Annotated in this window: 20 protein-coding genes and 3 tRNA genes; 15 read left to right on the plus strand and 8 right to left on the minus strand. The window is 39.6% G+C overall.

The window, feature by feature from the left end; all coding sequences use genetic code 11:
* Window positions 1–242 precede the first annotated feature (242 nt).
* The 7 genes from JW794_00005 to JW794_00035 all read left to right on the plus strand — a co-directional run bounded on the left by JW794_00005 (window position 243) and on the right by JW794_00035 (window position 9,581).
* Window positions 243–953 carry a DUF432 domain-containing protein gene (locus tag JW794_00005; GenBank protein ID MBN2016516.1) on the plus strand — a complete coding sequence of 237 codons (711 nt, stop codon included), beginning with the start codon at window positions 243–245 and terminating at the stop codon, window positions 951–953.
* Window positions 953–1,792 carry a mechanosensitive ion channel family protein gene (locus JW794_00010; GenBank protein ID MBN2016517.1) on the plus strand — a complete coding sequence of 280 codons (840 nt, stop codon included), beginning with the start codon at window positions 953–955 and terminating at the stop codon, window positions 1,790–1,792. Before JW794_00005 ends, JW794_00010 begins: the two co-directional genes overlap by 1 nt.
* A gap of 14 nt (window positions 1,793–1,806) precedes the next feature.
* Window positions 1,807–5,817 carry a translocation/assembly module TamB gene (locus JW794_00015; protein MBN2016518.1) on the plus strand — a complete coding sequence of 1,337 codons (4,011 nt, stop codon included), beginning with the start codon at window positions 1,807–1,809 and terminating at the stop codon, window positions 5,815–5,817.
* A complete protein-coding gene (gene bamA / locus JW794_00020) occupies window positions 5,814–7,592 on the plus strand; it encodes an outer membrane protein assembly factor BamA (protein MBN2016519.1) in 1,779 nt (592 codons plus the stop codon). The genes JW794_00015 and bamA overlap by 4 nt, the downstream gene beginning before the upstream one ends.
* Window positions 7,593–7,657: 65 nt before the next feature.
* Window positions 7,658–8,149 (plus strand): metallophosphoesterase family protein, encoded by a 492-nt coding sequence (locus tag JW794_00025; protein ID MBN2016520.1) that lies wholly within the window; start codon window positions 7,658–7,660, stop codon window positions 8,147–8,149.
* Between the two features lie 29 nt (window positions 8,150–8,178).
* A complete protein-coding gene (locus tag JW794_00030; protein ID MBN2016521.1) occupies window positions 8,179–8,820 on the plus strand; it encodes a hypothetical protein in 642 nt (213 codons plus the stop codon).
* An 11-nt stretch (window positions 8,821–8,831) separates the two neighbouring features.
* Entirely contained in the window at window positions 8,832–9,581 is a 750-nt protein-coding gene (locus JW794_00035) for a hypothetical protein (GenBank protein ID MBN2016522.1), read from the plus strand.
* A 98-nt stretch (window positions 9,582–9,679) separates the two neighbouring features.
* Here the strand turns inward: JW794_00035 and JW794_00040 are convergent, their stop codons facing one another.
* The 8 genes from JW794_00040 to rimO all read right to left on the minus strand — a co-directional run bounded on the left by JW794_00040 (window position 9,680) and on the right by rimO (window position 15,015).
* Window positions 9,680–10,417 (minus strand): transporter substrate-binding domain-containing protein, encoded by a 738-nt coding sequence (locus JW794_00040; protein ID MBN2016523.1) that lies wholly within the window; start codon window positions 10,415–10,417, stop codon window positions 9,680–9,682.
* A 28-nt stretch (window positions 10,418–10,445) separates the two neighbouring features.
* Window positions 10,446–11,180, minus strand: a complete 735-nt coding sequence (locus tag JW794_00045) for a hypothetical protein (protein ID MBN2016524.1) — start codon at window positions 11,178–11,180, stop codon at window positions 10,446–10,448.
* Window positions 11,181–11,327: 147 nt separating this feature from the next.
* The gene (locus JW794_00050; protein ID MBN2016525.1) at window positions 11,328–11,963 is read right to left on the minus strand and encodes a hypothetical protein; all 636 of its coding nucleotides are present in this window, start codon (window positions 11,961–11,963) and stop codon (window positions 11,328–11,330) included.
* Window positions 11,964–12,059: 96 nt separating this feature from the next.
* Window positions 12,060–12,133, minus strand: a tRNA-Arg gene (locus JW794_00055).
* 19 nt (window positions 12,134–12,152) lie between these two features.
* A tRNA-Leu gene (locus JW794_00060) sits at window positions 12,153–12,239 on the minus strand.
* 7 nt (window positions 12,240–12,246) lie between these two features.
* Window positions 12,247–12,621: a preprotein translocase subunit SecG gene (gene secG / locus JW794_00065; GenBank protein MBN2016526.1), complete on the minus strand. Its 375-nt coding sequence runs from the start codon at window positions 12,619–12,621 to the stop codon at window positions 12,247–12,249.
* Window positions 12,622–12,712: 91 nt separating this feature from the next.
* On the minus strand, window positions 12,713–13,711 hold the full coding sequence (gene trpS, locus JW794_00070; GenBank protein MBN2016527.1) for a tryptophan--tRNA ligase: 999 nt from the start codon (window positions 13,709–13,711) through the stop codon (window positions 12,713–12,715).
* Window positions 13,708–15,015 carry a 30S ribosomal protein S12 methylthiotransferase RimO gene (gene rimO, locus JW794_00075; protein ID MBN2016528.1) on the minus strand — a complete coding sequence of 436 codons (1,308 nt, stop codon included), beginning with the start codon at window positions 15,013–15,015 and terminating at the stop codon, window positions 13,708–13,710. Before rimO ends, trpS begins: the two co-directional genes overlap by 4 nt.
* A 120-nt stretch (window positions 15,016–15,135) precedes the next feature.
* Here rimO and JW794_00080 point away from each other — a divergent pair, with 120 nt between their 5' ends.
* From JW794_00080 to clpX, 8 genes are all read left to right on the plus strand, one after another.
* On the plus strand, window positions 15,136–15,324 hold the full coding sequence (locus JW794_00080; protein ID MBN2016529.1) for a 50S ribosomal protein L28: 189 nt from the start codon (window positions 15,136–15,138) through the stop codon (window positions 15,322–15,324).
* Window positions 15,325–15,343: 19 nt separating this feature from the next.
* Complete coding sequence (locus JW794_00085) at window positions 15,344–16,804, plus strand: trypsin-like peptidase domain-containing protein (protein MBN2016530.1); 1,461 nt, start codon at window positions 15,344–15,346, stop codon at window positions 16,802–16,804.
* Window positions 16,805–16,880: 76 nt separating this feature from the next.
* Complete coding sequence (locus JW794_00090; GenBank protein MBN2016531.1) at window positions 16,881–17,765, plus strand: RNA polymerase sigma factor RpoD/SigA; 885 nt, start codon at window positions 16,881–16,883, stop codon at window positions 17,763–17,765.
* Window positions 17,766–17,923: 158 nt separating this feature from the next.
* Window positions 17,924–20,584 (plus strand): valine--tRNA ligase, encoded by a 2,661-nt coding sequence (locus JW794_00095; protein MBN2016532.1) that lies wholly within the window; start codon window positions 17,924–17,926, stop codon window positions 20,582–20,584.
* Window positions 20,585–20,630: 46 nt separating this feature from the next.
* Window positions 20,631–20,717 (plus strand) — tRNA-Leu (locus JW794_00100).
* Between the two features lie 29 nt (window positions 20,718–20,746).
* Complete coding sequence (gene tig / locus JW794_00105; protein ID MBN2016533.1) at window positions 20,747–22,066, plus strand: trigger factor; 1,320 nt, start codon at window positions 20,747–20,749, stop codon at window positions 22,064–22,066.
* Window positions 22,063–22,647: an ATP-dependent Clp endopeptidase proteolytic subunit ClpP gene (gene clpP, locus JW794_00110; GenBank protein MBN2016534.1), complete on the plus strand. Its 585-nt coding sequence runs from the start codon at window positions 22,063–22,065 to the stop codon at window positions 22,645–22,647. Before tig ends, clpP begins: the two co-directional genes overlap by 4 nt.
* A 1-nt stretch (window position 22,648) precedes the next feature.
* Window positions 22,649–23,893: an ATP-dependent Clp protease ATP-binding subunit ClpX gene (gene clpX / locus JW794_00115; GenBank protein ID MBN2016535.1), complete on the plus strand. Its 1,245-nt coding sequence runs from the start codon at window positions 22,649–22,651 to the stop codon at window positions 23,891–23,893.
* The last annotated feature ends 134 nt before the right edge of the window (window positions 23,894–24,027 follow it).

Consider the following 24,027-nt stretch of genomic DNA (forward strand, 5'->3'; position numbering starts at 1 on the left):
ATTTACAATTTTGTGGGTGTGACAGGTATACTGTCCTATTATAATGATCAGAGAATACCTCAAAAAGTTATCACATTGATTAAGATACAGAATGGTAAACGAATGGTCCTCGAATCATTAGTACCGGCTCATGTACCAAAACCATAATTGGATAAGACACGATTGTAACAGAAAAATTATTGACATCAATTAAAGAAAAAATAAATACTCAAATGTAACGTATAAACTAAATCGGAGATTCTATGTATGGAACAAATAATGTTCCGTTTTCTATAAAAGAAAACGACCTCTCGATCGAAGTGAGTAAAGCAAGTTACGGATTTTGCTATACCCGCCAGATTGCTGACAAACCTCCAGTTGAGAAGATTATTTTATCAGACAAATCTCGCATCATCATCAATCCGGTAGAACCGCTGAATCATCCAAAACACATTACCAATTATTTGCTTCTGGAGTTTGACAGGACACTATCCATTGCACCCCATCGGCAGGAGAGCTTCTATGCAACATTTCCAATAGAAATTGGTGTGTTTATTTTCAAAAAGCAGGATTTCGAACCTTTCGATGATATCAGTTTGGTTCCAGCAAAATATTCTTTGTATGGAGATCCCCGTAACGGCATTGTGACGAGATATCATAAATCTTCGATCTATGCCGATATTCCTCAGGTCGATCTGCTTCATCAAGGTATTGTGCATGTAACGGTAAAAAATACAGATACGCAGTGGAACACAATTTCAAAAATAGTATTTAATGCTTATGCGATGAAGCTTTATTATAATGATAAATTAGTTCAGCTCTATGCTACGATGAAGATCGCCAACGAAATCACCGCGGAAACGGACTGTTATGCACCTCAGTCCGAGAAAGGCTTCAAAAAAGCGATGGAACTGTATAAAAGCAGAAAGCTAGCTATGCTTTCAACTAAATTTGTCATGATGGAAGGACTCTAATGCTTAAAACGATCGTCTGGGGAAATGTCACGCTTCTGAGATTGATAATAGCTCTTTCAATTTTTATACTTTCAATAATAATTTCCAAGATTCTATCTCTTTATGTTCGTCGTGCTTTAAAGAATAAGACGTCGAAAGACAGCATGGAAGTGGTTGTCAAAATTGTATCCTACCTGATACTTCTTATCGGGTTGATCTGGGCTCTTTCTATCATTGGACTGAAGCTTTCCGGGCTTCTTGTTGCAGGTGGGATCATCAGTATTATTATTGGTTTCGCAAGTCAGAGCATTGTTGGAAATTTGGTTTCTGGAATATTTCTTATGATCGAGCGTCCAATTCGTATCGGGAATACCGTAAATATTGATGACATCACTGGAATTGTGGAGGACATCAGGATCATCTCCACCACGATTCGAACATTCGATGGATATCAGGTGAGAATTCCCAATGAAAAAGTCTTTACTGCGAATATATCTAATTATGTTTCAAATGTAGCGCGTCGATTTGAGTATGATGTTGGGATCCGATACAACGACGATGCAGATAAAGCCATTGCAATCATTAAAGAGCTTATCAATAACGAACCCTTCGCACTCAAAAATCCTGAACCCCTCGTTTGGGTTAATAAACTCGGTGACAATGCAGTGAATGTAAATGTGAAGATATGGGCTCCTGTGAGTGAATGGTGGGCACTGAAAACAAGTATGCTTTGGAGGATCAAGAAAACACTTGAACTTCAAGGTATTGAGATCGCATTCCCACAACGAATTGTATGGTTTGGTGACCGAAGACTTGATAATACTATATTGCCAATTACTAAATCCGAAAAGAAAGAGTAGTACTTTTTCTGGTGATGAACAAAGTTGTTAAGAATAGCCTGAGAATATTCCTTATTACATTAGCAAGTCTGCTCCTGTTGTGTGTAATACTTGTATTGGTTGCAGGGTCACCTCTTGGTGAGGGTTTTATTAAGAACATTATCGAGAAAAATGTATCTAAAACATTGAGCATGACAGTGTCTATTGAAGAATTCAGAACGAATGTTTTTTCTCATATCAAGATTAACAGTCTCAATATTTATTGCGATCCCCCTTCGAGCATGTCATCACTATCAGTCTCATCAATTGAAGTTCACTATAATATTTTTGCTTTGATATCAAATAAACTATCTATCTCAGAGATACTCATTAAAGGGCTGGATGCCACATTACTCCGAGATAAAGATGGTATTTTTTTACTGCCTGAACTTCCGGCAGCAAAAGAGCCATCCAAAAAAACATTGCAGCTTGTTCTTGGAAAGATAGAGCTAACCAATTCTTCAATATCCTATGATGACCAGGCAATCCCACTCGATGCAACAATCCGGGATTTCTTATTGACGCTTACATCTGAACATATGCATCAAACCTATGGATTTATTGTACAATTTAATTCAGCAGCAATACAAAAAAATGATCAAATGTACGGAATAGAAAACTTTGCTGTTTCAGGAACCATTTCATCTGATGTTTATAATATTTCTGATATTTCGTTTTCATCAAAAGGAATGACGTGTTCGGGAAGCGCAGAAGTTCATATCACAAAACAGGATACAAAAATTCTGGCAAACATAACAATCGATGGAGATCCATCTGAGTATGTGCAGATCTTCGGGAAAGACCTTCCTGATAAATTGCGGCTGGAATTAAATAATATTACGCTTGATGTTCACGTCGATGGAACGCCATCGAAACCAAACATTGGAGCTGTGATCAATATTCCCGATGTAAGAGCAGAAGAAATAAATCTCAAGAATACAACTATTACTCTTTCATTCGAGAGCGATTCTCTTCGAATCAAAAACCTATCAACCGAGGTTTTCGGTGGTACAATTTCTGCACGGGGATGGTTAGAAACCCAAAAATCAGAATCCTATCAAACCGAGCTTCAAATTGCGAATATTGATTATTCACAACTCTGGGATTTCCTTTATGATAACGAGTCACCGTATTCGGGCTCTATCAACGGATCTTTACATGCTTCGGGTGAGATGAATGCAATGCTCTCATCGAGTCTTTCCGGTAACATTAAGCTGGGATCACTTGTCTTTCATAAGAAGAGAATCGATCCTTTGGGATGCACCTTTGCCTATAAAGAAGGTAAGGCGTCCTTGCGGGTAACTCAGGGCTTGTCTTCTATAGAAAGCGATCTGTCGATACATGATTCTCTTATACGCGGTACTGCGAAAGTCACCATCGATGATATCAAGCATCTTGCAGGGCTTTTCAATATACCTGATGCAGCAGGCGCTGTTTTTGCAGAAGCAGATTTCAATGGAAGTCTGGATAATCCATCAGTTCGGGCAACTATCAAAGGAAAAGGTCTTTCATATATGAATGTGCCCTTGGATTCGCTTTATGCAGATGTTTCTTATGTTGATAGTTCACTTATGATACTCAAGAGTTCTTTTAAAGGTGCACTTGATTCTCTTGAGCCGCTTGCACAAAAGCTGATGGGTGAGCAGATCAAAGGGCGAGTTCAGTATGCAGGATCCTTAACAGGCTCGATGGAGGATTTCTCCGGCTCATTGACCATTCATGCGGATAGTGTTCAGTATAGAGATTTCTCCGTGCCGGTTATCTCTGTATTGTGCCGCGCAAAAAACTCTGATGTGACCATCGATCAACTTCATATTAAAACAGATAAAATCAGTTGTGATGCCCAAGGCGACGTCTCAGTAAATAATAGAAGTGGATCTCTAACCATTGATTTTACCGATGAGATGGAACGTGAGCAAAAGCATCTGGGAACAATCCAAACTAACTTCATTCTCGATGATATGATGACATTCGATGCCCAGTTAAAAGATATATCACTTACTATGCTTGGTGCTGTATCAGATTCGCTAACCGGCGTGCAGGGAGATATTTCCGGCAGTATTTCCTTTAAGGGTGATCTGCAAAACCCGACAGGTTCAATACAGCTGGCAATTGATAAGCCATCGTACAAAGATATTTTTATTGATGCAATAACACTGCAGGGACAGCTTACTCCCAGTGAATTTATTCTCAGCAGTGGTCTTGTACAGCTTTTTAATAATGACATTCGTTTTCGTGGGAAACTTGGTCTGGATCGTTATGATGGAAATATTACGATAAGCCCGAGATGTTCGATTCAAGGGGAAGTTTCTATGACAGATGTTGCACTGGCAGATTTTGCTGAGGAGTTTCTGGATGCTGTTCAAACCAAGGGTATAGTAACAGCTTCAGGACAAGTAGGTGGAACGCTTGGCAATCCCCAAATAAATGGTTCATTGAGGATAAAAGACGGTTTTGTTCAGCTAGACTCGCATAAATCACCCATAGAGAATCTCAGTGCAATCATTATCTTTGCAGATAGTACCCTGAACATCAATAAATTCACTGGTTTGTATGAGAAGAAGAATTTTTCATTTTCCGGAAGTGTCACTTCCCGGGACTGGCGTGCAATCTCGACTGATATTGCTCTTTCAATAAACGGACTTCAGGCAATTACCGTTAAAGGAAACTATAAACCTGAAGGAATAAATGTTACTTTGAATGCTGATGATTTTGATGTTTCATTCGTTGAAGTCGTACCTGCGATCATGAATGCACAGGGTCTCATGAATGCTTCCATCCATGTGCTGGGCTCACCACAAAATCCTCGGTTAAGAGGATGGCTGAAGGCATCCGACCTTGAATTGCTGATGGAAGATATTCCAATACCGCTCACCAAATGTATGCTTGATATCACTGCCACTGACGAACGTTTCGACATTAATACCTTGTCATGCAAATTTGGTGATGGAACGATCTCGAGTAAGGGTTATGTTTCCTACACAAATAACACAATAAGTGATATTGCCCTCAATATTCACGCCGAGGATATCTCGTTTAGAGAACCAAAAAAATTCCAAGTTTTGGTAAAAAGTATCGATATGAAGTATTCGCAGCAAAAGACCGGATATCAAATCGATGGAACAATTATTCTCGGTAAAACAAAATATCTTGAGGATGTCCAGATCTCAAAGGTGCTGGCTTCAATCGGCAAACCGAAGATATTTAAAAAACCGTCACCTGTGATGATGCAGACGAAGCTCAATATTCGAGTTACGGAAAGCAAAGATATATGGGTCGAGAATAATCTTGCAAGGATCCGTGCAAAGGCAGACATTACTGTGATCGGAACTCTTGCGCAACCGAATATTGCAGGACGTCTTGAGATCACGGACGGCTATATTGTGTATCTGGATAGAAAATTCAACATCACACGGGGTGTTCTTGATTTTACAGATTCGAATATGATCAATCCTATCCTCGACATTCAGGCTGAAACAGATATTAAAAACTACTCAGAACCTGATGTTGATCCCTATCACATTATTTTTGCGGTTACCGGACCTGCAGATAAAGCGAAGATATCTCTTCAATCAGTGCCTGCACTGGATGAAGCAAATATACTTTCGCTCCTCACGTTCGGAACTACCAGGGATCAGATATTTACCCAGGATCCGGACAAGTATGATACTTCGTTAAAGAATATACTCCTTGAACGCGCTGAACAGTATTCCAGCCAGAAGATATCAGGATTTGTCGCAAGCAGGATGGCGCAGATGTTTGATCTTGACGATGTGTCGATCGAGGGAAATCTTTTCAAGTTCGGTGACTCATGGGGTCCTCAACTCGTTGCTTCAAAACAGCTGTCAAAACGAATGAAAGTTACCTATTCGACACGTATCGGGTATATGAACGAACAAAGCATCGAGCTTGATTATAAACTAACCGACCATTTTTATTTGCAAGGACAGGCAGACCAGGACGGTAATGCCGGCATCGATGTGATCTACAGGATGAATTTCAAATGAGATTAAAAAAATGCATCCTGATGATCCTTGTTTTCTGTATGACGGCATCATTTCTGTATGCTAAAAAAGAGGCGTTCAAAATAACATCCATAACCTTTGAAGGAAACAATGTATATCGTTCCGGCACCTTGCGAAAAGTCATGGTTACGCGTTCCTCAAAATTTCTTAGTCCGGGATACTACTATCCTGAAATCTTCAGCGATGACCTAAAAAATCTTGCTTTGTTCTATCACCAGAACGGTTATCTTAAAGCAAAGATCGTCGATTATACCGTTGATAGAAATGAGGAGAAAAAGAAACTTTCCATTACGATAATCATATCTGAAGGAGAACCAACCTATATCGAAGGAGTCGAGGTCTTTGGTAATTCGGTTTTCTCGGATTCTACGCTGATGAAAGAAATCGGGTTGAAAAAAGATAACCTGTTGCAACAAAAGAGGGTTCAGGACGCCACCTATAAACTTCTGACCATGTATGCAAATCTTGGATATCTCGACGCTGAGGTTGTGCCGGATATCCGCATCAATGAGGAATATCACCGCGCATTGATTGATTTTCGAATAACCGAATATGAACAATATTCAATCCGGGATATCATCGTACAAGGATTGGATGTCACAAAAAAGAAGATCGTCATGAGGGAGATCACGTTCAAACAGAATGAGATCGTGGACTATTCAAAGCTCCTCGCTTCCCAGCGCTCATTATATCTCACCGGATTATTTGAAAGTGTATTCATCCGACCCGTTACTCTTGACTCACTTTCATCTCAGAAAGATGTTCTCGTCGAGATTAAAGAGAAGATACCCGGTGAATTCAATATTGGTGTTGGATATGGCTCCCTGGAACGTGCACGCATCTTTGCAGAACTGCAGAACAGCAACCTGTGGGGTACGGCTCAAAAGATAAGTTTGAATGGAAGGTTGAGTTCAATAACACGGAAAATTGAAGCATCTTATACGGAGCCGTGGACATTTGGGATCCGATTGAAGACTGACATTAATATCTTTGATAGTTTCAATGAAGAGCCGGGATATGATGTATCTCAATATGGTGCCAAGCTGATCATTGGAAAATCCTTTACCCATTATGCCAGCATTTCGTTTGCCTACAGGTATGAACGAGTTCATTTCACTAAGGTAGAAGTCCAGGAAATCCCGGATACATATAAGTCTAACTTGAATTCACTCATCCTTTCAGCGATCCAGGATAAAAGAGATAATATCTTCAATACGACAAAGGGTTACATGCTGTCTATCGATAATGAACTTGCAGAATCCTATCAAAAGAGCAGCAGTCTTTTCGGCAAGATGACAGCAAAGAGTAGATTTTATTGGTCATTGACCCCTAACACAATTCTTGCCACCTCCTTTGAAGCAGGGGGCTTAACGCTGTTTGGCAATTCTACCTATGTACCCCTTAACGAAAGATTCTATGCCGGTGGACCGCAGTCTATGCGCGGCTTTCGCTACAGGAAAGTTGGACCGTTGGATGACAGTGGAAATCCTCTCGGCGGCAGGTATAAATTTGTGGGAAATCTCGAACTAAGACAGACGATCTATAAGATTGTCGGTGCCGTTGCATTCTTTGATTTTGGGAATGTGTGGAAATATCTCAAAGATGTAAAAAAGCAACCAATGAGAAGCTGTCCCGGGATCGGACTTCGGGTAAATACACCTCTTGGCGTGGTACGATGTGATTATGGATTTAATTGGTTTCCCAAAGCAGGTGAACCATCCGGAAAGTTCTATTTTAGTCTTGGGCAGGCATTTTAAAACGGTTCTATTAATTATTTGACGTTAAATTTTCTGAATATTGATTTGCGGTTAAAGGTGTATACATGAAAACGGTTTTAGTCGTTAGTGACACACACGGAAATTACGATCTGCTACAGCATGTGCTGGACAGCAACATCCTTGCTGATGTGATCATTCATCTTGGCGATAATTATGAAGATTTGGATAACTGTGTTTACAACAGAAGAGGAAGAAAAGTCTATCGGGTTCCAGGTATCTTTCATAAGGATTACCGGAATGGTTCTTTGCCGCACACTCTCGATATTGAGATCGATGGCTGGAACCTGCACATTGCGCATTCACCAGACGACCTGACTCATTCTGCGGATGCAATGTTGTTTGGTCATACACATAACTGGGAATGTGCAAACAGTATATGGGGCTTGATGTTCAATCCAGGGCATTTGAGAGCTGCCGAGGATAAGGGACGTATTGCAACATACGGCATTATCGATGTTTACGATGACAAAATGACGTGCAAAATACTGAATATTCAACATAAAATAATTGCAGAAGCAACATTAGAAAAACAATAGTATATTTCACAACTTCGGAAGGAGAAGACATGAAAAAAAGATGGATTAGTTTGGGTTTGGTCGTTTTGACCATACTTGTTATGGCTGGCTGTTTTAATATCACCCAGCATATTTCTAAAGACGGTGATAATTTGGAAGTATTTATTAAATTCTCTGTAAGTAAAAGTATTTTCGAGATGTCTAAAAGCATGGGTGGAAAGTCTAATGAGAATCCATGTGAAGATATTTACACATTCAATGAGAAACAGATCATAGACACGTTCCCGAAGAGTGTTAAGGCAGATTGTAAGAAAGTCGATACTGAGCTCGAATGCGGGTACGAGATGTATCTTACCATCGATACGAACAGCAAAGATTACAAGAAGATGAAGAAAGACGATGCTCCAGCATTCGTTCCGCTTATTGACAAGAATGAGATCTACATTGCTTTTCCTCAAGATGATGAAGAAGGGGAAGATGATCAGATGGCAGCCGGTTTTATGGCCAGTGCTGTGTACCAACTGACCATGAACAGAAATGTTGTGAAGAACATCAAATCAATTTCATTCACGAATGCTGACGAGTCTTTTGATGTTTCCTTCGTCGAGTTGTCCGATATATTTATCATCGAAGTTCCGCTTGCGTACTGGATTTCCTCTTCCTCAGATGGTGCATTAGTCATTAAATATTAAGGAGTTTTTACATGAATAAATCTCAAGTTATATCTAAAATTTGTGCTGTTATTATTGCTATTTTAATGGTTATCGGATGTTCTGTTCCTCAAATCAAACTTCCATCAGCCCTTCAGAGCGACACATCCATGTACCCCGTCAAGGGAAGGTATGGTTTCAGCTGGAATAAGGTCATTACCTTTGGTGACTATAAAACATCAAAATTTAACAAGGGTTGGACTACCTCTGAATCTAATACTTCCGATGTTCTTCAAATGAAATCTGCAAAACAGAAATTCAATTTTATCCAATACACCCCTGATGGAACTCAGGCAGAAGTGGTCTGTGCAGGTCAATTCGAACAATCCGATGTGAGTGTGCTTAATGACTTTTTCTCGATCGATCTGTCATATAAGAATTATTTTTACGGTAGTGTGCTTCTCGACAAGGGAATGGATATCTGGAATTTTGTCGTAAATAATCCTGATCAGGGTTCTCCGAAAAATCTTACGATGGGAGAAGCCAAAAACGATAAGGGAGAAGTGATCACAATTAAGGGCATTCTTCAGGTGGAAGGGCAGAATATTCCCAAGATATTCCAGGGCGATGTATATGGATATGAGTTTGTGTATAATGACCAGACAATCGGAGCAGTTTCCACGATCAATGCCGGGGCAGTGTGGATAAAGAATGGTATTTCCGATGATCAGAAACTTTTAATTGCAGGTATGTCTACCAGTTTACTTGTTCGTGATGATCTTGAGGAGCAGAGTAATCAGTAATTAATATAAACGAGGTGTCAGGGAACACTCCCTGACACAAAGATAATTATCAAATCTTCGAAAGCGATATTAATCAATATCGCGTTATGTTTTAAACATTAATACGAATCAATAATTTTCTGCAGCGAACCGTTCTGTTTCATTTCTGTAATGATCCTATCAAATTCAGGAAGAATATGGACAAATGATGAATTTTTTCCTACACACAAATAGAAATGTATCTCATCAAGAGAGTTAGGGATCTCAATAAGTTTGTCTTCAAGTTTCAATTCTTTGATGTTGTACTTGGTCAAGATAGGGGGCTGAACAAAAATATCACCCTTCCCGTTTGCAAGTTCGATCAGTACCTGTTTAATGCCCGGCATCCATTCGACATCAAAATCTGCGAGATGCTGTCTTGCCCATCCGCTGCCCGTATAGTCGAGTAATGTAAAATCCTTCAACTCGGGGAGGTTTGTGATTTTTTGAATTTCTTCCAAACGTTTGTTGTCTTTTTGAGTAAAGAGAACACATCCATCCGAAACAAGCGGCTCATTGCTGATTTCTGTGTATTCCCTTCTCTCTGGGGTAGGAACTGTGATGAATGCGTCAGCTTCTCCGTCTTGAACCAGTTTCTGGGCAACATCCCATGAATGTTCTTGATATACAACAGGAATTCCCATTCGATCTCGTACAACTTCATTAATAATATCGATATAAATGCCGTGCGCATTACCTTCTGCATCTGTCCAGCAATAGGGTGGATAGTCCAGGTAAGTAAATATCATAGGTTTTTGAGAACAGCTTATAAAAAGAACAAGTATGCAAACAATCATAATAAATACGATCTTTTTCATGATAATCTTCCTCCAGATTTTATGGTCATTATAACAATAGTAAAAGCACCGTATACACAGCAGCGCCGCATGCAAAAGCCCAAAAACTGCTCTGTTTTTCTTCTGGTAATTCTTCTTTGAGCACATTGAGGATCACGCCACCGGCAAGAAAGGCAACAAGCACGCCGGTCATTGCTTCGCTTATCTTTGTTGCAAGTCCGACCAACCAGCCAATGAAGATCATGCCGCTCAGGACCCATCTGCCATACTTTTGGTAAGTATCTTTATGAAACTGCCGTAGTGAATAGTCGTTAACAAAAAAATGCAGTCCCATTGCAATGGAGAAGAAAATCAGTCCGTATAAATCCTGTTCCTCTCTATGAACAAGGAGGTATCCGATCAAGGCATTGTAGAGTGCAAATGAAGCTATATGCAGCCAGAAAACACCCTGGCTTGTTGTTGTTTTCGTATGATTGTGCTGGAGTTTCTGTTTCGATTGTGAAAGCTTCGCCCCTCGTTCAAGTCCGTAAAAAACGATCAATCCTACTAATGCAATGAGATATGCATGATGTTCGATAAATGGGATGAAGTTCCAATGTGTGGAGAGATGCTGTTGAGTGAGCTCCAACTCAGGAAAGATATGAATAAATACGTATGAGACCGAGACTCCACCTGCAAAAGAGAGCCATGCACGACGCGAACCGTGTTTTGTTACATGAAATCTTTCTGCAAACAGGTGGATTAGCACAAATAAGACTGTTATAATTGCCTGTAACCAGATCATACTGTAAATTTTCCTCTTACTGAATCATTAATATTAAATCAAAAAACTTAATGAGACTGATGTTTCATAGAAAATGATGTCAATAAAAAGGCGAGAATTAGTATTCTCGCCAGTGAAATATATTCTATTTTAGAAATATTGAAGCTACTACTTTGTTTCCGTTACAGTAAAATGATATTCTTCGCTGTACTTTGTACTCATTCCAAAGGCATCGACTGCTTTTACTTTCCACGTTGCTGCACCGTAAATTGTGTAATCGATCGTTTGTGAATTGGTGGCAGGAGTGAGGGGGAATGTTACACTATTGATAACGAGGTCAACTTCATATGATAAAGCATTATCAATAGCAGTCCAGGTAAGATTAACAGGATACTGAAGGGTTGCATTGTTGGCTGGTGTCAATGGTTTTGGTGTTATGTATGCTTGTTCGGAAAGAGTAACATCGACAGATTTTGTTGTTGTTTTATCATCACTGTCGGTAGCTTCCACTTTTATAGTATGATCCGCTGAATCTGTGAACCAATATGTATGCCACTCACATGTATAATTTTTACTATCTGTTGATTGGTACAGGCAAACTGAGTCAGCATAAATCGACACAGAGACAATACTTTTAGTATCTTCTACAGACACCTCAATGGTGTAAATCGAGTCATTGATCGTTTCATTGTTTTGTGGATGAACAAATGTAATAGTAGGTGATTCATTTGAACCTGTGCTTGATGAACATGACATAAGGAAAGCAAGACTGAGTAATGTTAAACCTAAAATTATTTTTTTCATAGTTAAATCTCCAACATAATAATAGCATTTTTCAAATTTGATACATTGAAAAGGTCAAGTAAATAGTATTTTATTTTATATGTAATTGATAGAAAGCGCGCCCGCCCCGATTCGAACAGGGAACCGTCTGATCCGTAGTCAGGTGCTCTATCCAGTTGAGCTACGGGCGCAGATGATTGTATGAATGAGTGGTGCAGAAGAGGGGACTCGAACCCCTACATCCTTGCGGACACAAGATCCTTAGTCTTGCGCGTCTGCCAGTTCCGCCACTTCTGCACGAAATTTATTGTTCTTGAGTTCCTGTTTCTTCAGGTATTACTTCAAAACCTTCGGGGAGTGTTGCAGGTGCATCTTGAGGAGTTTGGTCACTTTGATCAATTTCCTTTTGAAGTTCTTCTGAAACCTGCCCGGCTTCTTTCTGCATTTGGGTCGGCTTAAGCGTAAGCGCAAGTAAGATGGTTAGCACCATGAATGCACCGCCGAGAACACGGGTGGTTTTTTTTAAGAAATTGGAAGCACTTTGTCCGCCAAAAACGGTGTCACCACCACCTCCACCGAAAGCACCACCGAGCCCTCCACCTTTGCTTGACTGCAAAAGCACTGAGATCACCAATGCGATACACACAATAACATGTATTATAAGTAAGAACGTGTACATAAATTTCAACCTAAGTCATTTTATTGGAACATAAAAGCAATGTGTGGTATTTTACTGTCAAATTATTTAAAGAAATTGGATCCATGAATATCTATTCATTTTTCATGAATTGATAATTCGTTCCAATCTTCTCATACACCTCTTGGATTGTTTGCGTAGCTATTTTCTGACTATGAGCGATTCCTGCATCAAGAACATCTCGGATATACCCGATATCATCAAGGAGTTTGAGTTTTTTCTCCCTGATCGGAGCAAGTTCGTTGGCAATATTTTCAGCCAGGATCTTCTTGCATTGGATACAACCGATACCTGCATTTCTACATCCTTCAGCACAATGTGCGATCTGATCCTTTGTTGAGAAGAGTTGATGCAACGAAAAGATGTTACAGACCTTTGGATCGCCCGGATCAGTTTTTCTTACTCTTTGAGGATCGGTAACTGCGACAGATATTTTTTTCCAAATTTCATCAGGTGTTTCATCGATATAGAGGCAGTTATTGAGTGATTTACTCATCTTTGCCTGTCCATCAAGGCCACGCACCAGTGCACCTTCGCACGTAATGGCTTTTGGTTCGGGAAATGTATCACCGAAAACATTATTGAATCTGCGAACGATCTCACGCGTCAATTCAAGATGTGGAAGCTGGTCTTCTCCAACAGGTACTGCTTCAGCTTTGTATAAGACTATGTCAGCAGCCATGAGTACCGGATAGTCCATCAAACCCATATTGACATTGTCAGTAAAACGCTTTGATTTATCTTTAAAAGTCGGGACTCGTTCAAGCCATGAAATTGGAGTAACAGTATTTAATATCCAGGTAAGTTCAGTGTGTTCTTTTACTTTGGACTGGATCATGAGGATACATTTTTCCGGATCTAGACCTGCAGCGAGATACGTGGCAGCACAATCAAGCACTCGTTCTTCCATGCCTTCATGATCGTAAGGAATGGTCATAGAGTGATAATCGACAATACCCCAGATGCAGTCATACTCGTCCTGCAACCCGATCCAGTTCTTGATCGCACCAAGATAGTTACCAATATGCAATTTTCCGCTGGGCTGTATGCCGCTAAAGATTCTTTTTCTCATGTGTTACTCCTGTATTTTTTTACCGGAAGAGCAATAAGATCATACTCAAGACTATCCACAATCTCAACTTCAACAAGATCACCGACCTCAACTTCTGCTTTTTCAAGATAAATAATTCCATCGATGTCCGGTGCATCGAATTGGGAACGGCACTCATAGATTTTTGGCTTGATTTTCTTGTCAACTATAACAGTCAATTTATTGCCGATAAAGCCCTGTAGTTTTTCTTGAGAAATCGATTTCTGGGTTTCCATAATACGATCATATCTTTTTTGTTTTACATTCTCAGGAACTTGGTTGGGTAACAAGGCTGCTTGTGTTCCATCTTCCTGAAAATAGGTAAATGCTCCGAGATGATCGAACTGTTCCTTTTTGACAAGATCGAGGAGTTCCTGGAAATCTTGATCGGTTTCACCGGGAAATCCAACGATGAGAGTAGTTCTGATTGATATGTTGGGCACAATGGTTCTGATCAAAGAAAGTGCAAGCAGAATATCCTCTTTTGATGTTTTCCTGTTCATCGAGTGAAGAATGTTATCACTGATATGCTGAATAGGGATATCGATATATTTGAGGATATGCTTGCTATTCCTGATCGTTACAAGTAACTCTTCGGTCACATGCTGGGGATTTACATAGAGCAATCGTAACCAATGCAGATTTTGAATATTGTCCAATCTTTGTAGAAGTTCTACCAGCCGGCTTTCACCGTAAATATCGATCCCATAATTTCCGATGTCTTGTGCAATAACGATTATTTCTTTAACACCTTGATCAACTAGCTGCTGGGCTTCATCAATAATATCTTCAATTGATTTGCTTCGAACAGGTCCTCGAATGTATGGAATTGCACAATACGAACAAAAATTTTCACAGCCATCGCTGATACGCAGATAGGCATAATGTTTGGGAGTAAGAATGAAACGTTTATCTTCAAATTGTTTATATGAACTGAGAGTTCGAGTGATACCTGAAATATTATCTAGATCAAAAAAGTAGTCGACTTCCGATAAGGACTTTTGCAGATCTTCTTTATACCTTTGAACAAGGCATCCAGTGACGATGAGCTTTTGACCCATACCCTTGTTTTTTAAACGTGCAAAATCCAATATTACATCAATTGATTCCTCTTTTGCAGGTTCAATGAATCCACAAGTATTCACGATCAGAATTTCTGCCTTTTCTGGATCATGTGTTATTTCTAAACCAGCATCGCAAAGGTTTGAAACGATCACCTCGCTATCAACCAGGTTTTTTGGGCATCCGAGTGTTTCTATGTAGAATGATCTTTTTTTTCTTGCCATGAATAGAACCTAAACCTAAATATGTAAGAGAAGCAAGAAATAAAAAACTTGCTTCAAAATTTCAGGTCTCAGAAAAATGTCATCTAAAATGAAAACGAATTAAACTAATATGAGGTTTTTATGTCAAAGAAATGTGAAATATGCGGAAAAAGCCCGATGTTTGGACATAATAGAAGTAAATCAGATAGACGTACGAACCGTCGCTGGGATCCTAATCTGCAAAAGATTTCGGTCGAGGTTGATGGAACAGTCAAGAAGATGACTGTATGTTCAAGCTGTATAAAAAGCGGGAAAGTGAAAAAAGCATAACGAAACGGAGGTTACGTATATGTTCAGCCGAAGAGTGAAATATTCATTGATCATTCTTTTGTTGGTAATGTGTTTTTCAACAAGCGCATTCGCATCGATTCCACTCGTTGATAATGATGGGCATAGTCCCTTTGTAAAGATCGTTGATGATCTTATCGGGACTGTTGTCAATATCAAAGTTGAATGGGAAGTTTCGAATAATTATAAACAATATTCGTCACCTTTTCCTTTCAATGATGATTTTTTTAAGTTTTTCTTTCCACAGCCGGATAATAAAAGACGTTCCATTGGATACGGCTCCGGTTTTATTTTCAGGAAAGAGGGGAAAGAGGTGTATATTCTCACCAACAATCATGTTGTTGGAAAAAGTGATGACGCAAAGATCACTGTCACACTGCACGATCAGATGGAATATAATGCTGAAGTTGTTGGTTTGGATGACAAAACAGATGTTGCGGTAATAAAGATCGAAGTTGAAAAGGGTGCTGACATCGCTATTGCACCACTTGGTGATTCTGATTGGATAAAAGTTGGTGATTGGGTTATAGCAATTGGTAATCCTTTCTCGGAAAATTTGCAGGGTACGGTAACCACAGGTGTGGTGAGTGCAAAAGGACGGGCGAATCTCAATTTTGGAGAAGATTCACCGATGTATCAGGATTATATTCAAACCGATGCAGCTATCAATCCTGGTAACAGCGGAGGTCCTCTCGTTGATATCAATGGTAATGTGATCGGTATCAATGCTGCGATCTCTTCAGTGAGTGGTGGAAATATTGGTATCGGATTTGCAATTCCAATCAATATTGTAAAAGCTCTTATTGACGATCTGATCGATAAGGGATTTGTCGAGAGAGCATATCTTGGGATTTTACCTCAGGAAGTGACTCCTGCGTTGCAGAAAAGTTTGGATCTCCCGAATCTTGAAGGTGTTCTGATTGGAAAGGTTGAGGATGATACACCCGCAGAAAAAGCTGGATTGAAAAAACGTGATGTGATCATCGAGTTCGATGGAGAACCGGTGAAGAACATCAATAAATTTAGACTTATGGTAGCCAACAAACAGGTCGGTGATAAGATTTCCATGACAATTTTACGTGATGGAAAAAAGATCACCAAGACTGCACAGCTTGAAGCATATCCAGACACGGTTGTTGCAGCAAAATCGCCATCCAAGGAAGATGGAAAAGCATGGCTGGGCATCGAAGTAAAAAGTCTCGATTCGGATTTTGCAAAACAGTTGAATTTGAAAATTGACAAAGGAGTAATCATTTCTAAGATTGACGTTGATTCTCCTGCGTATGATTCAAATCTCAATGTTGGCGATGTCATTCTTGAACTCGGAGACGAGGAGATAGAAAGTACGAAAGATTATAATAAGGCAGTTGAAAAGTTGAAAGACAGCGATACTGAATCCGTGCTTCTCTATGTACTCACCCCTCCGCAGTTCTATCATTATGTAGCGATTAAAGTTCAATAAGATAGAGAAAATCAAACATTAAGGGAACTGGAAAAAGCGTTAATTGGTAGTATCTTTCAACGAAAAGTAGAAACTTTTGGCAGCAAAAATAATTCCAATGAATCCTGCTGAGGATAGGGGACTGCAAAAATATCTTTCTGATATTGCAGATTTTCCCACACTAAGCCGCGAAGAAGAGCGTGAGCTGGTTACAAAAGCCCAAGCCGGTGACGAGAAAGCTATGAACAAACTTATTGAAAGCAATCTCAAATTTGTTGTGAAAGTTGCCAGTAAATTCCAGGGAAAAGGACTCAGCTTATCCGAACTTATTAGCGAAGGTAATCTTGGTCTCATTAAAGCGATCAAGCGATTCGACCTCAGCAAGGAAACAAAACTAATAACCTATGCAGTATGGTGGATCCAGCAGTCGATCCAATATGCGATCTATGAGAAGAACCGACTGATCAGAATTCCTGCTAAGACTATTACAACCATCAGCAAGATAGAGGATGCACGAAGGAAACACCGAGCGAAAAGCGGCGAAGAAGCAACAGCTCAAGAAATTGCAGAAAAAGTGGATGTTAAAGAGGAAAAAGCTCTTGAACTCATGAATACCACCACGGACATTGTTCCTCTTGAAAGTATGTATGGAGATACAGATGCTCTTTCCAGGATGGCTGCAAGAAAAGTCGCTGCTCCGTCCTTCCAAGAAGACCTTATCGATCCTAAGAAAATTTATTATCGAAAAAAACTTCATGAGAAGATCAATAAAAAGCTCGAAAAACTCAATCCACGAGATGCTAGGATAATCCAAGAATATTTCGGCTTTGGTGAAGAGGACAAAGGTAAGAATTTTGCTCAGATAGCCCGGGAGCTTGGACTATCACGGGAACGCGTCCGCCAGATATTCAAACAGATACTTGAAGAGCTACGAAAAGAAGCTGTTAGCGAGGTAGATATAGATTATCTGTTAGGGATTTAATACCTTAAAATTCGTCCCTAGCAGAGAGCAGTTACAAACTGCTCTTTTTTTATACGTAAGTTAGATGATGGGCATGTGAACAAAACTTGACAGCATATAGCGCTGTCAAAAATCGGGCTTCTATCCGATTTTTGTTGCTGAACATCAAAGGAGTAGCCATGAAAGAAATGGAAAAAGTATATGATCCTCATTTGATCGAGAAGAAATGGTATGATTTCTGGACCGAAAAGGAACTTTTTCATGCAGAAGTAAATCCTAAGAAAAAGCCTTATACAATCGTTATACCTCCTCCAAATGTTACGGATATACTTCATATGGGGCATGTGCTCAATAATACACTTCAGGATATCATTATCCGGTTTAAGAAGCTACAGGGTTATGAGACGTTATGGCTTCCAGGAACAGATCATGCCGGTATAGCAACGCAAAATGTCGTTGAACGTGATCTCGAAAAAAAGGGCAGTAATCGTCATGATCTTGGTCGCGACAAGTTGATCGAACTAATCTGGAAATGGCGTGAAACCAAAGGCGGAAAAATACTCGATCAACTAAAAAAACTTGGTGCGTGCTGTGATTGGAGACGTGAACGGTTTACTATGGATGAGGGTCTTTCCAATGCAGTTAAAGAAGCATTTGTTAGCTTATATGATAAAGGTTTGATCTATCGTGGCAAATATATCATAAACTGTTGCCCGAGATGCAACACGGCTTTATCTGATGATGAAGTCGAACATGAAGATAAAGCATCCCATCTCTGGTATATTAAGTATCCTTTTAAAAATATTAAACATACATTTATAACTGTTGCTACGACCAGACCTGAGACAATGCTCGGAGATACGGCTGTAGCAGTAAATCCAAAAGATCCCCGTTTCGTAGAATATATCGGGGAAACACTCATTCTTCCCCTTGTCAATCGGGAGATACCGATTATTGCTGATGAGTTTGTTGATAAAGAATTCGGAACCGGTTGTGTTAAAGTAACTCCGTCCCATGATCCAAATGATTTTGATATGGCGATGCGCCATGATCTACCGAAGATCACAATCATCAATGAGAATGGTATTATGAATGAAAATGCTGGTGATGAATATGCGGGTATGGATCGTTTTGAGTGTCGCGAAAAGGTCATTATGGACCTGCGTGACAGAAAGTTACTTGAAAAAATAGAGGATTATCAGCATAATGTCGGGCATTGTTACAGATGTCATACAGTAATCGAACCTTACCTTTCTAACCAATGGTTCGTTAAAATGAAACCTCTTGCAGAGAAAGCGATGAAGGTTGTCGAAGAAGGTAAGATCGCAATTCATCCACCCCGATATAAAAAGGTATTTTTCAATTGGCTTGAAAATATCCGGGATTGGTGTATCTCCCGTCAAATTTGGTGGGGACACAGAATTCCTGTCTATTATTGTGATGATTGCAGTCAGATCATGGTTGCAAAGGAAGAACCTGAAGAATGCTCCAAGTGCGGAAGCAGACATATTCATCAAGATCCTGATGTTCTCGACACATGGTTCTCTTCATGGCTGTGGCCATTTTCAACGCTTGGCTGGCCTGAAAAAACACCTGAGCTTGAATATTTCTATCCAACCGATCTACTTGTCACTGCGTATGACATTCTTTTTTTCTGGGTTTCCAGAATGATCATGGGTGGTATGGAAATGATGGATGAGATTCCATTTAGGTCTGTTTACCTCCATGGGCTTGTTCTGGATGAAAATGGTGTAAAGATGAGTAAATCTCTTGGAAACTCACCCGATCCAATAGACATCATGGCAAAATACGGCACAGATGCCCTGAGATTCAGCATGGTCTTTAATACTCCAAAAGGAAATGATGTACTCTATTCTGATAGTCTTATAGAAACAGGCAGGAATTTTGCCAATAAGATATGGAACGCAGCGCGTTTTGCACTGACCAATGCAGCTGAGATCACAGTTTTGCCCGATGAGGAAGATGAACAAACTGAACTGACCGATAAATGGATTCTTCATCGTTTGAATGAAGTAAAAAAATCAGTTACTGCAGCATATGAAGAATACAGGTTTCTTGATGTAACCCATCAACTCTATGAATTCTTCTGGAATGAATACTGTGCATGGTATTTGGAGATCATCAAGGATAGATTTTACAATTCCGATGATCAGGCATCAAGAAGAATGGCGAAGTATCTTATGTTGAAGGTTCTTGATGAGTCATTAAAAATGCTTCATCCTGTCATGCCTTTTATTACAGAAGAGATATGGCAGCGTGTGAAAGAATTCTATCCAATTGAAAAAGCAGAATCGATCATGCTGGCGGAATTTCCTATTGCTACAAAGCAAGATGAATATCCTGAAGAAGCAGAACAGATGCAGCTTATCTTCAAAATAATAACTGCTATTAGAAGCATTCGAAAGGATATGAACGTTCCTCCGGGAGAAATGGTTGAGATCGTTGTAAAAGACGTACTTCCTGCACGTTGCGCTGTGCTGCAGGATAATCGGCATTACATTAAAGTGATGGCAAAAGTAAAAGATATCTATATCGGTGACGATGCGATCAAACCTGAAAAATCGACAACGACTGTTGTTGATGACATCGAGATATACATGCCTTTAGAAGGTATCATCGATCTAGAAAAAGAGCGTGAACGGCTTTTGAAAAAGTTGTCAAAGGTCGAGAATAGTCTGATAAAATGTGTTGGAAAGCTTAATAATGATAATTTTATAAATAATGCACCTTCTCAGATAATCGAACAGGAACAAGAACGAAAAGAACAGCTTGAAAATACGATCGAGAAGCTGAAAGCGAATATCTCATTCCTCGAGTAGGTTCTGTTTGACGGTTTAAAAAAGTGGCATTATCATATCATAATGTGCGAAAGTGGCGGAACTGGTAGACGCGCTGGACTTAGAATCCAGTGGCCGTAAGGTTGTAGGGGTTCGAGTCCCCTCTTTCGCACCAATATCGAAAATATAGATAAGGAAAATAGAATGGAATTGAAACCGAAAATTGAGACTCTGAGTCAAACAAAGAAGAAGATGATACTGTCAATACCAGCAGATGAAGCTCAGGAAGATTATAACAAAACCTTGAATGGCTTCCGTCAGTATATATCATTACCCGGATTCAGGAAAGGTAAAGCTCCCATCAAGATGATCGAAAGGATGTATGCCGACCAGATCAAACAGGCTTTCTTGGAAGATGCGGTGCCCAAATACTATAAAGATGCATTGCAGGAATTAGAAAAAATGAGCATCCAACCAATCAATCAAGGTGTGCTTGAAAAATCAGACTGGGAAACTGGAAAAGACATGGAGTTAGAATTTGTATTCGAAGTGAATCCTGAAATTGAATTGAAAGAGTATAAGAATCTTTCTATCGAGTTCGAACCGGAAAAAGTAACCAAAGATATGATTGATGGAGAACTCGCACGACTGCAGGAAAGTTATGCAACCATTTCTGATAAAGAAGGTGCTGCAGAAAAAGGTGATGTCATCAATTATAGAGTTCTGAAATATAACGGAAAAGACGTAACAAAGAAAGATGAGAGTTCATATAAGGTCGGTCAGGGTACATATGGAAAAGCTTTTGATGATGCACTTTTAGGAGCTAAAAAGGGTGATGAGATAACAGCAATGGTCGATCTTGGACCTCAAGATGATAAAGATAAACCTCAGAAAAAAGAGATGGTCATTGTCGTTAATGAGGTAAAGAATGTAGATCTACCCGAGTTGAATGATGATTTCGCAAAGGAAGTCGGCGACTTCGAATCTCTGAAAAAACTTCAGGATGAAATTAATAAGAGCCTTGATGAGCAAATATCACAAAGAAATAATGATCGAATTAGATCGCTGATCATACAGAAGATCATTGAGAAGAATCCCTTTGAAGTGCCCGAAAGTTTTGTTGATAACTATGCTGAAGAAATGATAAAAAATTATACAAAACAGCAGAAGAATCTCAATGCAGAAGCCATGGGGCAGATGAAAAATATCTATAAAAGCTATGCAGAAAATGAAATTCGCGTATATTATGTCATGAATAAGTTAAAAGAGCTTGAAAAAGTTGAAGTAACTGATGATGAAATTGAGAATGAGATCAAGCTGGCAGCACAGAGAATGGGTATGGATATCGACAAGTACAAGGAGCTCTATAAAAAGCAGATCAATAAAGAAGAGATCAAGGATCATATCATAAGTGATAAGGTTATAAAGAGCATCGAGAAAACAGTTGAGTTTGTAAAACCGAAAAAAGAAAAACCTAAGCAGGAAAAAGCGAATAAGAATAAAAGTAAAAAAGAGGAAAAATGACACTGATTCCAATGGTCATTGAGCAAACGGGGAAAGCTGAAAGAGCGTATGATATCTACTCCCGTTTATTAAAGGATCGTATTGTTTTTGTGGGCTCTGTTTTAAATGATGATGTGGCAAACATCATTATCGCCCAGCTTCTGCATCTAGAAGCGGAAAATCCGAAAAATGATATTTACATGTACATAAATTCACCTGGCGGCGTGGTCACATCAGGTCTTGCGATCTATGATACAATGCAGTACATCAAACCAGATATTTGTACGATTTGTTTAGGTCAGGCAGCGAGTATGGGTGCACTTCTATTGGCGGCAGGAGCACATGGAAAGCGTTCTGCACTACCCAATTCAAGGATCATGATCCACCAACCTCTCGGTGGAGTACAGGGTCAGGCAGCAGATATTGAGATCCATGCAAAAGAGATTGTAAAGATCAAAGAACGCATTAATGAGATTTTAAGTAAACATACCGGTCAGAAGGTCGGTAAAATTGAAAAAGATTCTGATCGAAACTTTTTTATGGATGCCAAAGAAGCACTCAAATATGGTATCATCGATGAGGTGATAACTCAAAGGAAGTAGTATGGAAGAACAAAAATGTTCCTTTTGCGGAAAAACTCGTGATCAGGTTAGTAAACTGGTTCGTGGTGTTGACGGAAACATCTGTGATCAGTGTATAACCATATGTAATACAATTCTCGAGAAGGAACGTGAAAAAAAGGTCGATGATAATTTTGAATTACCAACTCCCCGTGAGATAAAAGAATATCTCGATGAATATGTCATCGGGCAGGAAAATGCAAAGAAGACGATTTCTGTTGCTGTATATAACCATTATAAAAGAATTTTCAAACAGAAGCTGGTTAAGGATGTTGAGCTTGAGAAGAGTAATATCATAATGATCGGTCCAACCGGTACAGGCAAAACCCTGATAGCTCAAACACTTGCAAGATTTCTCAAAGTGCCCTTTGCAATATCCGATGCAACCACCCTAACCGAAGCTGGATATGTTGGAGAAGATGTCGAAAATATTCTGGTCCGTCTTTTGCAAGCTGCAGATTATGATATTGAGAAAACTGAACGGGGGATCATATACTTGGATGAGATCGATAAAATTGCCCGTAAATCTGAAGCTCCCTCGATTACACGTGATGTTTCTGGCGAAGGTGTCCAGCAGGCACTCCTCAAACTTCTTGAAGGTGAAAAAGTCAATGTTCCTCCTAAAGGTGGCAGAAAGCATCCTCATCAAGAATTTATTGAGATCAACACAAAAAATATATTGTTTATTGTCGGTGGTGCATTCAATGGTTTGGAAAAGATCATCGAGCGACGCATTAACAAAAAAACTGTTGGCTTTGGTTCTGAATTGCTTGGGCTTTATGATGATAAGAGAAGCGAGATACTGAGTAAAGTGCAACCACAGGATCTTTTAAAATACGGTCTTGTACCAGAACTTATCGGAAGACTTCCGGTTAATACTTCATTATCAGAACTTGATAAGGATGCACTCGTAAAAATTCTTACCCAGCCAAAGAATGCACTCGTCAAGCAGTATCAGGCATTGTTCAGCCTTGAAGATGTCGATCTTGAGTACGACAGTGAGGCACTTGAAGCGATCGCAGAAATTGCGACTAAGAGAAATTCGGGTGCGCGGGGACTTCGTGCGATCATGGAAAATGTCATGAAAGATATTATGTACAATCTTCCTGATATGAAGGATGTCAATAAGTGCATTATTACCCATGATGTTATTGTTGAAAATGGAACTCCGGTTTTCCAATTTTTACAGACAAAGGATAAGAAGGATCAGGATCAAATGATCGCATGATTTCGTTTTTCTTGACACGATAAAGCGATCACGAGATGTAAGTCTTCACTTCGTTCAACAGTAACTCAACGGTAGAGCAGATGGCTGTTATCCGCCAGCTCGCGGACGGGATTCCAATCCATTATTCAAGCCAT

The sequence above is a fragment of the Candidatus Cloacimonadota bacterium genome, assembly GCA_016932035.1.
In the GTDB taxonomy this organism is placed as follows: domain Bacteria; phylum Cloacimonadota; class Cloacimonadia; order JGIOTU-2; family JGIOTU-2; genus Celaenobacter.

Coding starts and splice junctions, on each gene's coding strand:
- JW794_00005 (MBN2016516.1), top strand. CDS start 243: ATGTATGGAACAAATAATGTTCCGTTTTCTATAAAAGAAAACGACCTC.
- JW794_00010 (MBN2016517.1), top strand. CDS start 953: ATGCTTAAAACGATCGTCTGGGGAAATGTCACGCTTCTGAGATTGATA.
- JW794_00015 (MBN2016518.1), top strand. CDS start 1,807: ATGAACAAAGTTGTTAAGAATAGCCTGAGAATATTCCTTATTACATTA.
- bamA (MBN2016519.1), top strand. CDS start 5,814: ATGAGATTAAAAAAATGCATCCTGATGATCCTTGTTTTCTGTATGACG.
- JW794_00025 (MBN2016520.1), top strand. CDS start 7,658: ATGAAAACGGTTTTAGTCGTTAGTGACACACACGGAAATTACGATCTG.
- JW794_00030 (MBN2016521.1), top strand. CDS start 8,179: ATGAAAAAAAGATGGATTAGTTTGGGTTTGGTCGTTTTGACCATACTT.
- JW794_00035 (MBN2016522.1), top strand. CDS start 8,832: ATGAATAAATCTCAAGTTATATCTAAAATTTGTGCTGTTATTATTGCT.
- JW794_00040 (MBN2016523.1), bottom strand. CDS start 10,417: ATGAAAAAGATCGTATTTATTATGATTGTTTGCATACTTGTTCTTTTT.
- JW794_00045 (MBN2016524.1), bottom strand. CDS start 11,180: ATGATCTGGTTACAGGCAATTATAACAGTCTTATTTGTGCTAATCCAC.
- JW794_00050 (MBN2016525.1), bottom strand. CDS start 11,963: ATGAAAAAAATAATTTTAGGTTTAACATTACTCAGTCTTGCTTTCCTT.
- secG (MBN2016526.1), bottom strand. CDS start 12,621: ATGTACACGTTCTTACTTATAATACATGTTATTGTGTGTATCGCATTG.
- trpS (MBN2016527.1), bottom strand. CDS start 13,711: ATGAGAAAAAGAATCTTTAGCGGCATACAGCCCAGCGGAAAATTGCAT.
- rimO (MBN2016528.1), bottom strand. CDS start 15,015: ATGGCAAGAAAAAAAAGATCATTCTACATAGAAACACTCGGATGCCCA.
- JW794_00080 (MBN2016529.1), top strand. CDS start 15,136: ATGTCAAAGAAATGTGAAATATGCGGAAAAAGCCCGATGTTTGGACAT.
- JW794_00085 (MBN2016530.1), top strand. CDS start 15,344: ATGTTCAGCCGAAGAGTGAAATATTCATTGATCATTCTTTTGTTGGTA.
- JW794_00095 (MBN2016532.1), top strand. CDS start 17,924: ATGAAAGAAATGGAAAAAGTATATGATCCTCATTTGATCGAGAAGAAA.
- tig (MBN2016533.1), top strand. CDS start 20,747: ATGGAATTGAAACCGAAAATTGAGACTCTGAGTCAAACAAAGAAGAAG.
- clpP (MBN2016534.1), top strand. CDS start 22,063: ATGACACTGATTCCAATGGTCATTGAGCAAACGGGGAAAGCTGAAAGA.
- clpX (MBN2016535.1), top strand. CDS start 22,649: ATGGAAGAACAAAAATGTTCCTTTTGCGGAAAAACTCGTGATCAGGTT.